Origin of the sequence: Lutimonas halocynthiae, from assembly GCF_030409835.1 — a bacterium.
GTDB classification, from domain to species: domain Bacteria; phylum Bacteroidota; class Bacteroidia; order Flavobacteriales; family Flavobacteriaceae; genus Lutimonas; species Lutimonas halocynthiae.
Map to the genome: position 1 here is coordinate 132,176 of NZ_JAUFQO010000004.1, position 14,266 is coordinate 146,441.

General features: G+C 35.4%; 12 protein-coding genes. 5 read left to right on the top strand and 7 right to left on the bottom strand.

Going from position 1 to position 14,266, the window contains the following annotated elements; all coding sequences use genetic code 11:
* Positions 1–2: 2 nt before the first annotated feature.
* The 4 genes from menD to QWY87_RS06395 form a co-directional block, all read right to left on the bottom strand.
* Positions 3–1,721 carry a 2-succinyl-5-enolpyruvyl-6-hydroxy-3-cyclohexene-1-carboxylic-acid synthase gene (gene menD, locus QWY87_RS06380; protein WP_290289572.1) on the bottom strand — a complete coding sequence of 573 codons (1,719 nt, stop codon included), beginning with the start codon at positions 1,719–1,721 and terminating at the stop codon, positions 3–5.
* 73 nt (positions 1,722–1,794) lie between these two features.
* Complete coding sequence (locus tag QWY87_RS06385; protein ID WP_290289574.1) at positions 1,795–2,910, bottom strand: chorismate-binding protein; 1,116 nt, start codon at positions 2,908–2,910, stop codon at positions 1,795–1,797.
* Complete coding sequence (locus QWY87_RS06390) at positions 2,900–3,775, bottom strand: alpha/beta fold hydrolase (RefSeq protein WP_290289576.1); 876 nt, start codon at positions 3,773–3,775, stop codon at positions 2,900–2,902. Before QWY87_RS06390 ends, QWY87_RS06385 begins: the two co-directional genes overlap by 11 nt.
* Positions 3,776–3,786: 11 nt before the next feature.
* Positions 3,787–4,203, bottom strand: coding sequence for a hotdog fold thioesterase (locus QWY87_RS06395; RefSeq protein ID WP_290289577.1), 417 nt, complete (start codon positions 4,201–4,203; stop codon positions 3,787–3,789).
* 91 nt (positions 4,204–4,294) lie between these two features.
* Here QWY87_RS06395 and QWY87_RS06400 point away from each other — a divergent pair, with 91 nt between their 5' ends.
* Together QWY87_RS06400 and QWY87_RS06405 are read left to right on the top strand one after the other, a co-directional pair.
* On the top strand, positions 4,295–4,798 hold the full coding sequence (locus tag QWY87_RS06400) for an IS1096 element passenger TnpR family protein (protein ID WP_290289578.1): 504 nt from the start codon (positions 4,295–4,297) through the stop codon (positions 4,796–4,798).
* 119 nt (positions 4,799–4,917) lie between these two features.
* Positions 4,918–5,697, top strand: coding sequence for a hypothetical protein (locus tag QWY87_RS06405; protein ID WP_290289580.1), 780 nt, complete (start codon positions 4,918–4,920; stop codon positions 5,695–5,697).
* Positions 5,698–5,757: 60 nt separating this feature from the next.
* On the opposite strand, the gene QWY87_RS06410 is transcribed toward QWY87_RS06405, so the two are convergent.
* The 3 genes from QWY87_RS06410 to QWY87_RS06420 form a co-directional block, all read right to left on the bottom strand.
* Positions 5,758–7,887 (bottom strand): DUF418 domain-containing protein, encoded by a 2,130-nt coding sequence (locus tag QWY87_RS06410; protein WP_290289582.1) that lies wholly within the window; start codon positions 7,885–7,887, stop codon positions 5,758–5,760.
* Positions 7,888–8,029: 142 nt separating this feature from the next.
* On the bottom strand, positions 8,030–9,151 hold the full coding sequence (locus tag QWY87_RS06415) for a helix-turn-helix domain-containing protein (RefSeq protein WP_290289585.1): 1,122 nt from the start codon (positions 9,149–9,151) through the stop codon (positions 8,030–8,032).
* A 44-nt stretch (positions 9,152–9,195) separates the two neighbouring features.
* On the bottom strand, positions 9,196–10,257 hold the full coding sequence (locus tag QWY87_RS06420) for a hypothetical protein (RefSeq protein ID WP_290289587.1): 1,062 nt from the start codon (positions 10,255–10,257) through the stop codon (positions 9,196–9,198).
* Positions 10,258–10,400: 143 nt separating this feature from the next.
* Between QWY87_RS06420 and QWY87_RS06425 the strand changes: the two genes are divergently transcribed.
* From QWY87_RS06425 to uvrB, 3 genes are read left to right on the top strand one after another with little or no spacing between them, the layout of a single operon-like run.
* Positions 10,401–11,300, top strand: coding sequence for an ABC transporter ATP-binding protein (locus QWY87_RS06425; RefSeq protein WP_290289589.1), 900 nt, complete (start codon positions 10,401–10,403; stop codon positions 11,298–11,300).
* 23 nt (positions 11,301–11,323) lie between these two features.
* Positions 11,324–12,160, top strand: coding sequence for an ABC transporter permease (locus tag QWY87_RS06430; RefSeq protein WP_290289590.1), 837 nt, complete (start codon positions 11,324–11,326; stop codon positions 12,158–12,160).
* Positions 12,161–12,190: 30 nt separating this feature from the next.
* Positions 12,191–14,182, top strand: a complete 1,992-nt coding sequence (uvrB, locus tag QWY87_RS06435) for an excinuclease ABC subunit UvrB (protein ID WP_290289592.1) — start codon at positions 12,191–12,193, stop codon at positions 14,180–14,182.
* The last annotated feature ends 84 nt before the right edge of the window (positions 14,183–14,266 follow it).

The window sequence follows — 14,266 nt, forward strand, 5'->3', positions numbered from 1 at the left end:
AATTAGGATAATTGCCTAAAATAGTCCTTGAGTATCAGGTCATTTTTTTCAGAAGGCGTAAAGATTTCCAACAAGCAAGCCTTTTCTGAGGGCTTATAAAATTCTGCCAGCTTTTCATTTAACTCATTTTCATTGCTGGCTGCTGTATAATTGAAATCGTACATCTTGCACAAACTAGCAGCATTAAGTTGATGCGTTGTTTCAAAAAAGTCAAGTGCATCCGAAGCTTTTGGACCAGGAATAAACCTAAAAATCCCTCCTCCATTATTGTTCACCAGAATGATCCTAAAATGAGCAGGAATATACTTGTTCCAGAGTCCATTACTATCATAGAAAAAACTAATATCCCCAGTGATCAGAACTGTTTGTTCTACAGACCCCAGGGCAGCTCCTATCGCTGTAGAGGTACTTCCATCAATTCCGCTGGTTCCACGATTACAAAAGACTTTTATTCCAGGCCTTAAATCAAATAATTGCGAATAACGAATAATCGAACTATTGGCCAATTGCAGGTTACAAACTTCGGGCAAACTATCTAATACAAGGTCAAATACTTTAATATCAGAAAATTCAGCATCACTTAAATACTTTTTATGAGCCAACTTTCTTAGTTGGTTTACGGCATACCATTTGGCTTGATATTTACTTTCAGTGACAGTGGTCAAAAAGAAAAACTGGCTGAAAAACAATTGAGGTGAGATCTCAAAATGATGCGTTAAAGAGTGAAAAGTATCTAATGACCTGTGGCTATCAATATGCCAATGCTCTATAGGCTTATGGTTTCTTAGAAATTGTTTAATTCTTTTCGACACAACCATTCCTCCGAAAGTTAACAAGATATCTGGTTGTAAGTCTTGAAATTGATCCTCATCAAGTGGAAAAATCAATTGATCTATGCAATTTATATACTTCTTTCCTGATAAATTAGAAGTCGTTTCAGTTAAAATTATAACAGAAGGATCTTTTATCAAATGCTGCATTTGAACAGCAATCAATTCATCGGGGAAATTACTACCTATAAGCACCATTTTTTTCGATGCGCTGTTCCAAACTGAGGCATATTTCTCTAATACTTCAAGTGCAATCGGTTCTTCAGTCAACAAAGTATCCAAGATTAGTTGACCTTGTCTTTTAATTAACGATTTGAAATCATATAAATCGTTAACTGTCTCATATAAAGGCTCATCAAAAGGAATATTTATATGTACCGGACCCATCCTTTCCATTGAAACATCAAGTGCCTCATTTATTTTCAAGGCATTTTTAGCGAGTATTTCATCCTGACCCTCACTTCCAGACATGGCTCCTTGCGTTTGGAGATTGGTTTGAAAACAAATATGATTACTAAACACATTAGCTTGTCTTATAGTTTGACCATCGCCAATATCAATCAGATGTTCGGGTCTGTCTGCTGATATAACTACCAATGGGATTTTACTGTAATAGGCTTCTGCTATCGCAGGATAATAATTCAACAAAGCTGATCCGGAGGTGCACAGCAAAGCAACACTTTTTCCAGATTGTTGGGCAAGACCTAAGGCAAAAAAAGCCGCGCAACGTTCATCCACTATACTAAAAGCGCTTATATCAGTATGGTTCACAAACCCTAGTGTTAAGGGTGCATTTCTTGAACCTGGTGATATGACTACCTTATCAATATTATGCGTTACACAAGCCTGTAAAAGCAGCTGAGCGAGTTTTTTTTTGGGATATTTGGGCATCTAAAGACTTAAAAATACCAAACAAAAATACGTGATTTTTTTGGGACTATTAAGGGAATAACTGAAGGTAATTTTAAGCGTTGATTACTGACTTCATAATTAAACTCTTATCAACTGTCTCATTCCATTCGGAGAGTGGATCACTATCTAAAGTGATGCCGCCTCCAACATAAATAATGGCCTCTGCATTTTCTTTCTCATTCAATTGCATACACCTTAGGTTTACAAATAGATTGGATTCAAGACCATTAGAAATACCCGTATCAGAATTTTCCAAATTCTCATCAGAATAGTTCAATTCTCCTAAAAACCCAGTATAAAAAGACCGGTCATAGGCCTCTTCTGTCAAGATAAAATCGCGTACTTCGATCCTTGGTAGTCCGCACACGGCTGCCGTGGGGTGCAGCTTCCCTATCAGATTTTTCAAACTATTCTCATCGTGCAATTGACCTTTTATATCAGTGCATAAATGAAGTAGGTTCCCAGCCTTTCTTGTATAAGTATCACTTACTTCTAATTCCATATTTTCAAGTGAAGCCACAATATGGTCAGTAACGATCTGCTGTTCTCTTGTTTCTTTTTCTCCCCAAGACACATCTCTTGCATCTTTATATTTTTGTGTGCCGGCCAATGCCATAGTTTGAAAAGAATTACCTTTTGTTTTCAAAAGTGTTTCAGGGCTTGCTCCTGCCCATAGCCCAATTTCAGGATGGAACCAGACATAAGCAAAAGCTGACTGATACTTCGACATTAACCTTCGAAAAATTGTTGTGATATCAATATGCTTAAGCCTTACTATTTCTCTTCTGGAAAGAACAATTTTAACAAAATCTCCTTTTTCAATTCTTTCAATTCCTCTTTTAACAAGTTTTAGATGGAGCTCTTGCGATTCTCCTGCCGAGCTGGCTTGCATTTCATTATCGGAGACATTAAAATCAGCATATTCATCATCACTAATCGGGCAGCTGAATTTATTTGAATGCTTGTCAGCAAAGAGAATTGCTTTTTCCTTTGCATTAAAAGGGGCCATAATAAAACCAGAAGACAAAAAATCATTGGAATATACTATGCGATCATCATTTTGTATAACAGCCCTCACTAATTGCTCATCGGGCTTTCTGTAAACAACAAAAGGTAATCCCGTATCTTTTGCTTTATGAATCTTTCTTAGTAGCGCTTCAAAATTCATTTTTACTTAAACTTTTTATCAGTTCTGTTTTTATGAGCTCAAAATTAGTCCAAATAAGCGAATGATTTCCCTCCTCAAGAGGAATTAAAGTAAACTTAGTTTTCCCTATTTGATTTTGTAGATAAATTGAATTCTCAAACGGGACAATAAAGTCTTCCTTACCATGGATAGACAAGACTTTTGACTTGCTTAAACCCCATCTTTCTGCATATTGACTTAATTCGGTAACATGCCTGAATTTTTCTATACTAGCTCCCCTAAAAACTTTTGGAATTAAAGGCCTCGTAAGTTGCCAGCTATATAAATTCATGGCCCAAAACATTGGTTCGAGATCACCCTTAACCGCAGCGGCCAATGCTATCTTTTTCTTGTAATGCAAATCAGAAGCCATTACTACCGTTCCTCCATAAGAATAACCAACCAACACAACCTTTGTTACATCCATTCCATCTAATAATTGATGAAGTAAATCAACCTCTTCCTGAAGTGTATTTAAAACTTCTCCGGTGCGTTCAGGACCATATCCTATTCTGTCATAACTTATAATATTGGCCAGCGAATTTAATGTGGAATCCTTTAAATAACGTTTAAAGTCCATTGATGAGCCTGGAGAACCATGCACAAAAAAAAGAGTCGGCAAAAGAGAATCCATTTCTTTTTGCATACCGACAAGCCTCACATTGTGTCCCTTAAAAAGCGTATAACTAATAGTGGGTTGTCTTATATCATCCTCAAATTTCTCGATAATCTCAGCTTCAGAAGAAGGACTTGTAAAAGTATAAATCAAATAAGTGGCAATAACAAAAACCCCTAAGAGCGTCCATCCAATAATTTTAAAAATCTTTTTGATTAATCTACGATTCATACTGAAAAGGTTTAACGCTTTGTCAGGATGATACAGGTTAGCTTACATATTGATATTAATCGCTCTTCTTCATCTTCTATTTTGATCTCATACAGTACCGTAGTTCTTCCTTTATGCAGAATTCTGGCAGTCGCTTTTACAATACCTTCCTTGATACTCCGCACGTGGTTTGCATTAATTTCTATACCACGAACTTCTTGCTTCTCATGATCAAGAAGATAATATGATGCCGCGCTTCCCACGCTTTCTGCTAAAGCTACGGTTGCTCCTCCATGAAGAAGGCCCATGGGCTGGTGAACTCTTGAGTTGACAGGCATGGTAGCCACCAAAAAGTCATCTCCAACTTCTGTGTAAGTGATATCCAGTGTTTCCATTAAAGTGTCCTTATTAATGGCATTAAGTTTTTCTAAGATCGCAGCAGACTTCATTATAGAAGGATAATTATAACATTTTTAACAAGGTAAAAGTAACACTTTTGAATTAAAGTATTATTTTTGCAAAAAATTAGAATGGTTGGTTATGGTATATAAAATCAGGGTAATATTAAATACAGAAGAAGACGTGATTAGAGATATTGCTATTGATGCTTCAGCAAGTCTCGAAGATCTGCACAATGCCGTAACAAATTCTTTCGGTTTTACGGGAGAAGAAATGGCTTCTTTTTACAGGTCAGATGAAACATGGGTTCAAGGAGAGGAGCATCCTTTATTTGATATGGGAGAAGGTGTTGACCAAAAGATTCAAATGCGAGAGGTTATTTTAAGCGATGCTTTAATCAACCAAAATGATAAAATGATCTATGTATATGACTTTTTTAATATGTGGTCTTTTTACGTTGAATTGATTCAGTCTGATTTTATCCATGATAGCACAGAACTTCCAAGTTTACTCTTTTCACTAGGTGTCGTTCCCAATGACGCTCCAGAAATTCAATTCGAATCTGAAGACCTTTCGGCCGATGATTTTGAAGAGAATCAGTTGGAAGAATTTGATGATGAATTTGGTGATTTTAGCTATAATTAAACATTTGAATACTGCTTTCAAGCTAGTTTATTTTTACCTTCTATATTTGTCTTTTCGGCTACAAAAAATAGAATTGATTTTATTTGTTACCTTTATAACTCAACTAAAATCAATCTATTATGAAAAAATTACTCTTATTTACACTAGGAATGCTCTTCTGTATCCCTACCCTATTTGCTCAGGCAGTAATCACCCATCAATACAGAAGGGTTGAACCTGAAAACATGCAAGAATACCTCAAGAGAGAAACTACTTATTGGCAAAAACTAGCCGAAAGTGAAGTGACAAAGGGCAACTTAACCTTTTGGGCTATCCTTCAGAAAGTTGGAGGCGTTAATCAAGATAAAGGCGCTAACATATTGATTGTCAATACTTTTAATAATATGGATACAGCCAATGAAATATGGGGAAATTTACAAGCACTTTTTCCAGACACCAAAATGGAAGATATGGATACCTGGAATATGGGGAAAAATACTGCGACTATATTTTTAAGACCTGGCGACAACTTTGTAGCTGCTCCAAATGCCGATCCACAGAAAGATTTTAAATATGTTTTTGTCTTATACCACCAACCTAAAGATGTTGCAAAACATATGGACTTTGAATCAAAGGAATGGAAACCAATGATTGAAAAAGCCATGGCAGAAGGAAAAACAACCATGAAAGGATGGGGTAATGATTATGTCATTTTACCAGAATCAGGGAATTTCCATTATAGGACCAGTTCTTACGATTTATTCTCTTCACTTAGCGATGCCTTAGGAAGTCATTTTACTGAAGATTTCACATGGCCAGATGATTTTGGAAGTAGTGTTGAAGACAATATGGCCGGCCCGAGACATAGAGATCTGTACCGAATTGTAACAATGGTGTCAGCTCCACCTCCTGCTGAATAACAAATTCTAAAAAAGGCTTGTCGATGACAAGCCTTTTTCATTTAAATAATACAATAATTTTTATAATGATGATAACCATTCTTTAATTTCATTTTGAAACTCAGCATCAAAACTTCCCTTTGCAGCAGTATCCCAATCTACACATTTGTTCTCCACTTTATAAAATCCATGATTACCAAGAGGCATTGTCTTATGGCTAATATTTCTCGGGACTTCATCATTAAATATTTCTTTTAAATGTTCCACGTTCAATTCAGGATCAACGTTGATATCAAATTCTCCAAATAATAGCAACGTTGGGCATGTAAGCGACAACAGGGCTTGATCATTATCATAATCATGAATCAAATTCCAATGTTTGGCACTACCTATGATGCCGGATTTTTCTCCTAGTTTCGCTGATTTTGAAAGTGATTTTTTTCTTTTCTCTATTTTTTTATCCAGTTTGTCTCCTGTCATTCCTTCGCAAATAAATCTTGATCTGTCATTGTCATCAACTTGTTCTTGAACGCCTACTGTTGGGCCTGCCAAACTAAGAACAAAGGCTATATCACTATGTTGAGATGCTACAAGTTGCGCAATCCATCCTCCCTGACTATGACCAGAAACACCAATTCGGTCAGCATCGATAAAATCCATAGATTTTAGATAGCTAACGGCAGCATAGGCATCTTTAGCCCTTCCCTCAAAACTATTTTGTCTCCAGTTTCCTGTGGAATTACCAAGGCCTCTTTTATTGCAATACATAACGGCATAGCCTAATTCCAATAGAACATCCTCGATATAGAACTTATGAGGCCCCCAGGCTTCTTTTTCATAACCATCAAAGGCATGTGGCCCGGATCCTTGTTGAAAAACTACCGCAGGCGTATTGTTATCCAAATTTGGGCGGATTAGAATTCCTTCTATCGTTTCATCTCCGCTTTCGAAATTCACAATCTCGGCATGCCTTTCCTGAGAATAGCCATACTGCATGCCACATAAAACCATCACTAAAAGTAAGGTTGACTTAGAATTGCTCATCATTTTATTTTTTTTTCTTGTTACGATACTTATTCCGCTGTAGGTCATTTTTCTCCATACATATTCTATCGGTCCTTGTGGATACTTTTTTAGCCACAAGGTACTGAATAACGATTGTAAGGCAAATAACAAGAGAGTGAGTAAATAAGTTTCTCCCGCTGTGATTTTATTAAACAAGTGTAAACCCGGAAGACTATGAAAAAAAATCAAAAGATAGAAAACAGATTGCATCAAATAATTTGTAAGCGCCATTTTACCTACAGGATTAAAGAAGCCAATCAGTTTTTTTACCCGAACAGAGCGATACAATCTTATAAAGATCGAAACATAACTCATACTCTGCAATAACATTCCTGCAAGGATCACGAACGGCAACCATAACAAAGGAAGGTCCATTTCCAATTCCCCGGAAAATATCATATGTAAAGCATAACTTGAACCCAATCCCAAGGTCAATCCTAAAAGAATGAACCAATTGGTCATGGTTCTAAATTTTTCTGGCATTGAAAAGAAATTAATCCTGCCTAACAACATTCCTATCAGCATGTTCCCAAATGTGAAAGCTAAGGTTAATGGCATGTCGTTTAAAAAGTTTATCCATGGAGAAATGGTCCAATTGATCTCTAAATATCTCAAAAATGACTGTGTTACAGGCAATTCAGTTGCCAAGGCAAAATCATATCCATAAGATTGCCATCCCAAGGCTGAATTCCCTATAAATATGGTACCCGTAAGTAAAATATTAAAAACCAAGGCCAGTATTAACAATGACCTGTTTGATAATTTTCTAACCAATAAAAGAAAAACCCCTCCGAAAGCATATGACATAATTATATCTCCGTTCCACAATAGAAAACAATGAATGGCTCCTATAAGAAACAATAGCCCCATTCTTTTCAGAAAATAAGATTGAAAGTGAATCTTTTTTTCCTCTGCCCTGCTCATCTGAATGTAAAATCCGAAACCAAAAAGCATAGAAAAGATGGTAATAAACTTCTTATCTATTAATAAATGATATAAAAAATTAAGCGTAGGGTCAAAACTGGTTTGAATTGCCTCGATGTCTCCAAAGGGCACGTTGGCTAAAAACACACCCAATAAGGCAAAGCCTCTTAGTGCATCAACCACTTCTATTCTGTTTTTTTTAGTTGTAGGTTTAAATTCCATGATAAATAATTTTAATGATTTACGATATTGCTATATACCATAGACTTAAAATTATTACAGAATTTCACTTTAGACAGTAACAGGTTGTAGCAAAATCAGTATTCAGGACAAAACAACAGTTCTTGATACATAAATCAGCACATCAAAGATTCCTGAAATGGCCAGGGGAATGGCCCGTTTTCTTTTTAAATGCAGCATACATTGCCGACCTCGATTTAAAGCCTGAATCTTCTCCGATTCCTTCGATGGAATAATGCGCTTTAGACTGATCCTTTAGTAATTTTAAGGCAGCCTCTACCCTATAATTATTAACCCACTCGTTAAAATTAACTCCCATTTCATTATTGATGCAGGCAGAGAGTTGCCTTGAAGGTGTATTCATTGATCTAGACAAATCATAAATATTTAAATCCTGATTCAAATAATATGTGTTTGCTTCCATCTCATTTGTTAATTGCCTGCTTAGTTCCTTAAAATCGTTTTTACCTGTATCAATACTCCTGATTTCTTTTGATGATTTAAGCTCATTTATCGGTAATCCATCAAATAAATTTTTATGCTGAAAGGCCCTGAAACTAATCCAATAAATAAATAGGATAACAAAACCCCAGGTCATTAAAACATAAGAAGACATACCGGTACCTCCTAGTGCTATTCTAAGAAGTTCTAATCCCCACATAAACGAAATTGGAATCACTGCAAAAATAAAATGCCATAACCATCTGATATTAAACATATCCAGGTCTGCATACTCATTTCTTATCTGGGTTTTATAATTCAAAACTTCCCTAATCGCAAGAGCAATGGCTCCTATAGTTAAAAAGAAGGCCAGGTATTGGTTCACCATAAAAACATTGGAGATAATATCCCAACTAAGATACTCCTGAATGGATTTTCCATTCATCAAAAAAATCAAAAAATTCACTACTGTGATACCAACCACAACAAATGAGAGGCTATAAATAAGTTTCAAAAGTTTACTATAGCGTGAAGTAACGCCGAGCTTTTCAAGAACATAGTTCAAAAACAGTACCGGAAAGAATAACTTAACTTCAGGCAGATTAAAATAATATGCGATCTGGTATGCTCCTATATGGTCATAAGGCACCCACATTGACATGGCCTCGAAAACAAAACACAAAAGAAATAGTCCCAATAAGACGTTCGCCTTGCTGCTGTGCTTTTTTGAAAATATATAAAGCATTGCTAAAATAAAGCCCTGTATCAGAGCTGCCCAAACAACAGTATTAATGATCTTTTCCATTCAATAAAAAGGCAATAAAAAAGAATTTTTAATTAAGAATTAATTTATCTAATAATATACGTATTCGCGCTTTCATAATTTCGAACAACAAAATTAAAAACAACCATGATAATTTCTCCCATGTTTTTGCATTTTTTAAAGTCTTTATCATGGGTATAATCAATCAGGTCTTTTTTGAGCATTTCAATATTCTCTGGTGTTGAAATCTGATCATTTTTCATGCATTCCATTAACCTTCGTATCCTGTTTCCGGTAGCTTTAAGTCTTTTCGCCAGCGCAGATCTTTCTTCTTTTTTGTACTGTTCAACTGATTCTTTACCCAAATTCTCCTCAACCATTTTCACAAAGTCAAAATTATCTTTAAAAAATTGGGGCCTGTATACTTTTAATTTACCCTCAAAGCTCTGCTGATCAAAATCCATGGCTCTTATTCTATACTGCACTTGATCAAAATCATAGGTAGGCACAATCACGTAGTTATAAGCACGCATGTCTCCTAATAACCTTAACGTACAGCGCTCATTAAATTTTACAAACTCCTTTGAAAGTCTTTGTTTCTCAATTTTTGAAATATCACCTAAACTTTCTTCCATAAACATGTCACCTGGAATCCCAAGAACATGCTCCTCAATTAAGGTATCCTTATATATTAAAAAATTTATGTGATTAGGCGAAAGCAAGTGCTCAAATTCAAGGCCATACACCCGCGAAGCATCTGCCTTCTTCACATAAATATAAGTATAATTGTCATTCAGAATATTTCTGATCTTGACCCTAAATGGTTTAGAATTACCGAAAGTGCAATAATCAATTTCATCAACAATCAAGTTCTCCAATATGCCTTCACTCCCATCTCCATGCAAAATATTATACATTCGTTTGAGGCTAAGATCAATCTCTTTTTGTTCAAATTCAGGATAATATACCCTGATCCATAGCGTATCTTTATCATGCTTATCATAGACGTTAACCGATCCTGAAAACCGGAGGAGATCGTCATAAAAAACAGGAATCTTTATACTCCTGTTATAAGTACTCAAATATTGATACAGCTCTTCATTTATTGGAAAAGTCGGTTTCTTTCTGGAAATTAGTTTTTCATCCATAGTTCCTTGATTATGATCATAACATCTTCGACGAATTTAATAAACTTTAATCCTAGAACCTAACATTCCGATTGAAGCTTTATTTTTTTAGTAACATTTATTTGCTATGTTCGTCTTATTAATATCAATTCAAAAAACACAACTTGGAAACCATCTTATCGCTTAACAAATTAGACAAAAAATATGGCAGAATTCATGCCGTTAATGATCTTTCTTTTGATATTCAAAAAGGAAATGTTTATGGTATACTAGGCCCTAATGGGAGTGGTAAATCAACTACACTAGGAATTATTCTCAACGTTGTGAATAAATCTTCAGGGAGTTTTAGTTGGTTTAATGGGAAATTATCTACCCATGAAGCATTGAAAAAAGTAGGAGCTATTATTGAGCGCCCAAATTTCTATCCTTATATGAGCGCAAGGCAAAACTTGCAATTGGTTTGTAAAATCAAAGAAATTTCCTATGATAAAATTGATGAGAAACTGAAAGAAGTGAACTTATTTGAAAGGAGAAACAGTAAGTTCAAAACCTTTTCATTGGGTATGAAGCAAAGGTTGGCTATTGCTTCTGCCTTATTAAATGATCCTGAAATTTTAATTCTTGATGAACCAACCAACGGTCTGGATCCTCAAGGGATCCACGAGATAAGAAGCATCATAAAAAATATTGCTGCGAATGGAACAACGATTCTGCTTGCCTCTCATTTACTGGATGAAGTTGAAAAAGTATGTACTCATGTTGTTGTGATCAGAAATGGTATCAAACTTTATTCTGGAAGGGTAGATCAAATGACCTCCTCGTTCGGTGTGATTGAACTGAGCACAAACAGTTCAAATACGGCTCTTTATACTGCCCTTAAAGACTACGAAGGAATTGAAAGTTCTACAGAAGAAAATGGCAAGATATTTTTAAAATTAAACAAGGATGTTTCAAGTGACGAATTAAATAAATTTTTAATGAGTCGCGACATTGTGCTCTCACATTTGATCAAAAGGTTGCCTACGCTTGAGCAACAATTCCTCACTTTAACCAATAATCACTGATCAATAAACCAAGATCTATAATCATGTTCAGACTACTCAGTATAGAAATCCATAAATTAAAAAATAGTACGGCCAGTAAAGTTCTGATTCTTACTTATTTTGCCTTATTAATGTCAATTGCGCTTATAGCAGCAATAAAATTTGATATAGGACCTGTCCAATTTCATCTCGCCGAGCAAGGTATCTTCAACTTCCCTTTCATCTGGCATTTCAACACCTTTATAGCCGCTTTTTTTAAATTCTTTTTGCTATTGGTAATTGTGTCTATGATGGCTAATGAATACAGTAATAAAACCTTGAAGCAAAATCTTATTGATGGTCTTAGTAAAAAGGAATTTGTCATGAGTAAATTCTATACAGTACTTCTTTTTGCACTTATCTCAACAGTATTTGTATTCTTTGTCTCGCTTGTATTAGGTTTGATTTATTCTGATTTTAATGAATTCTCAATCATTTTTTCTGATTTAGAATACTTGGTTGCTTTTTTTGTCAAACTACTGGGATTCTTTTCATTTGGCTTATTCCTGGGAATGCTCATCAAACGTTCAGCATTTGCCGTTGGAGCCATGTTGATCTGGTTCATTGCCGAAACAATTGGTTATAATCTTCTAAAATGGAACGTTTTTAGAGGTACTGATATCGCGGATAATATTTTTCAATTTGCGCCTTTAAATTCAATGTGGAATCTAATTCACGAGCCTTTTTCAAGATTAGGTGCGGTAAGAACCATTGCGAATCAAATTGGAGAAGATATAGGTGCTGACTATGCTGTTCATTGGTATGAAATAGCCATCGTTCTTGGCTGGACCTTTATCTTTATTTATGGCTCTTACTTTTTATTAAAGATTAGAGACCTTTAAATTAATGATGGAATATGCTATTTTTGCCAAATGCAATTTCAATTAAAATCTGAATTTAAACCAACCGGAGATCAGCCAAAAGCGATCAAGGAATTGATAAAAGGGATAGAAGAAAACGACCGATACCAAGTCTTACTAGGTGTTACGGGATCAGGAAAAACCTTTACCGCGGCAAACGTTGTTGAAAAAGTGCAAAAACCAACATTAGTTTTAGCACATAATAAAACGCTTGCGGCACAATTATATTCAGAATTCAAGCAATTTTTCCCTGACAATGCGGTTGAATATTTCGTTTCCTATTATGACTATTACCAACCGGAAGCCTTTATCCCAACCACAGGTTTATACATAGAGAAAGACTTATCAATTAATGATGAGATTGAAAGAATGCGCTTAAGCACTACCTCATCATTGCTATCTGGAAGAAGAGATGTATTGGTTGTTGCGTCGGTATCTTGTTTATATGGAATAGGAAATCCGGTGGAATTCAAAAAAAATGTGATCACGATTGAAGTTGGTGAGCAAATAGCCAGAACCAGATTTTTACATCAATTGGTTACGAGTTTGTATTCCAGAACAGAAGAGGAAGTAAAAAGTGGTACATTTAAAGTGAAAGGAGATACCATCACTATTTACCCGTCTTATGGAGAATATGGTTTTAGAGTTCATTTTTTTGGAGATGAAATTGAAGAGATAGAGAGCTTTGATCTGATTAACAATGTAATCATTGAATCATTTGAACAACTTAATATTTATCCTGCAAATTTATTCGTGACCTCACCAGATGTATTACAAAATGCCATTCATGATATTCAGGATGACCTGATGAAACAGGTGGATTTTTTCATTGAATCGGGACGGTCTTTAGAAGCCAAAAGACTAAAAGAGAGAACTGAGTTTGACCTTGAAATGATTCGCGAACTGGGTTATTGCAGTGGTATTGAGAATTACTCAAGATACCTAGATGGAAGATCACCTGGTACAAGACCGTTTTGTTTATTGGACTATTTCCCGAATGATTATTTGATGCTGGTTGATGAAAGCCATGTTACCATACCGCAGGTTCATGCCATGTACGGAGGTGATCGATCAAGAAAAGAGAATTTAGTAGAATACGGATTTAGACTTCCTGCAGCAATGGATAACAGGCCTTTGAAGTTTGAAGAATTTGAGGCGATACAAAATCAAGTAATCTATATTAGTGCAACACCTGCAGATTATGAATTGCAGCACAGTGAAGGAGTTTTTGTTGAACAAGTTATAAGACCAACAGGATTGCTTGATCCAGAAATTGAGGTCAGACCCAGTTCGAACCAAATAGACGATCTTATTGAAGAGATACAGTTAAGAATAGAAGTTGATGAAAGAATTTTGGTAACTACCCTTACCAAACGCATGGCAGAAGAATTGACAAAATACTTATCCAGAATTCAGATTCGATGCCGATATATCCATTCAGATGTTGACACACTAGAACGAGTTGAAATTATGAATGATCTTAGAAAAGGATTATTTGACGTTTTAATTGGGGTAAATCTATTAAGAGAAGGGCTTGATCTACCGGAAGTATCGCTTGTTGCAATCTTAGACGCTGATAAAGAAGGTTTTTTAAGAAGTCATAGATCATTGACACAAACTGTAGGCAGGGCTGCTAGAAATGTCAATGGAAAAGCAATACTGTATGCAGATAAGGTCACAAAAAGCATGCAATTGACAATTGATGAGACTAAGCGAAGAAGAGAAAAACAATCAGATTATAACACAAAACATAACATCACTCCGAAACAAATCAAAAAAAATATTGATGATTCATTGTCCAAAAACCAGTTAGCCACTTACCAATATGATGAAGCCAACACCAAGGCTAATGAACATGACTTACAGTATCTTAGCAAATCAGAATTAGAAAAAAGAGTCAGGGAGACCAGAAAGAACATGGAAGCAGCTGCTAAAGCGCTTGACTTTTTGATTGCTGCGAAACTCAGAGATGAAATCAAAGAATTACAAAAACACCTGCACTAATTCATCAATCTGACTAAACTTCAAATTTGAATCAATCAAATCCGATTCAGATTCGTGCATCTATTATTGAAAAATCATTAACTT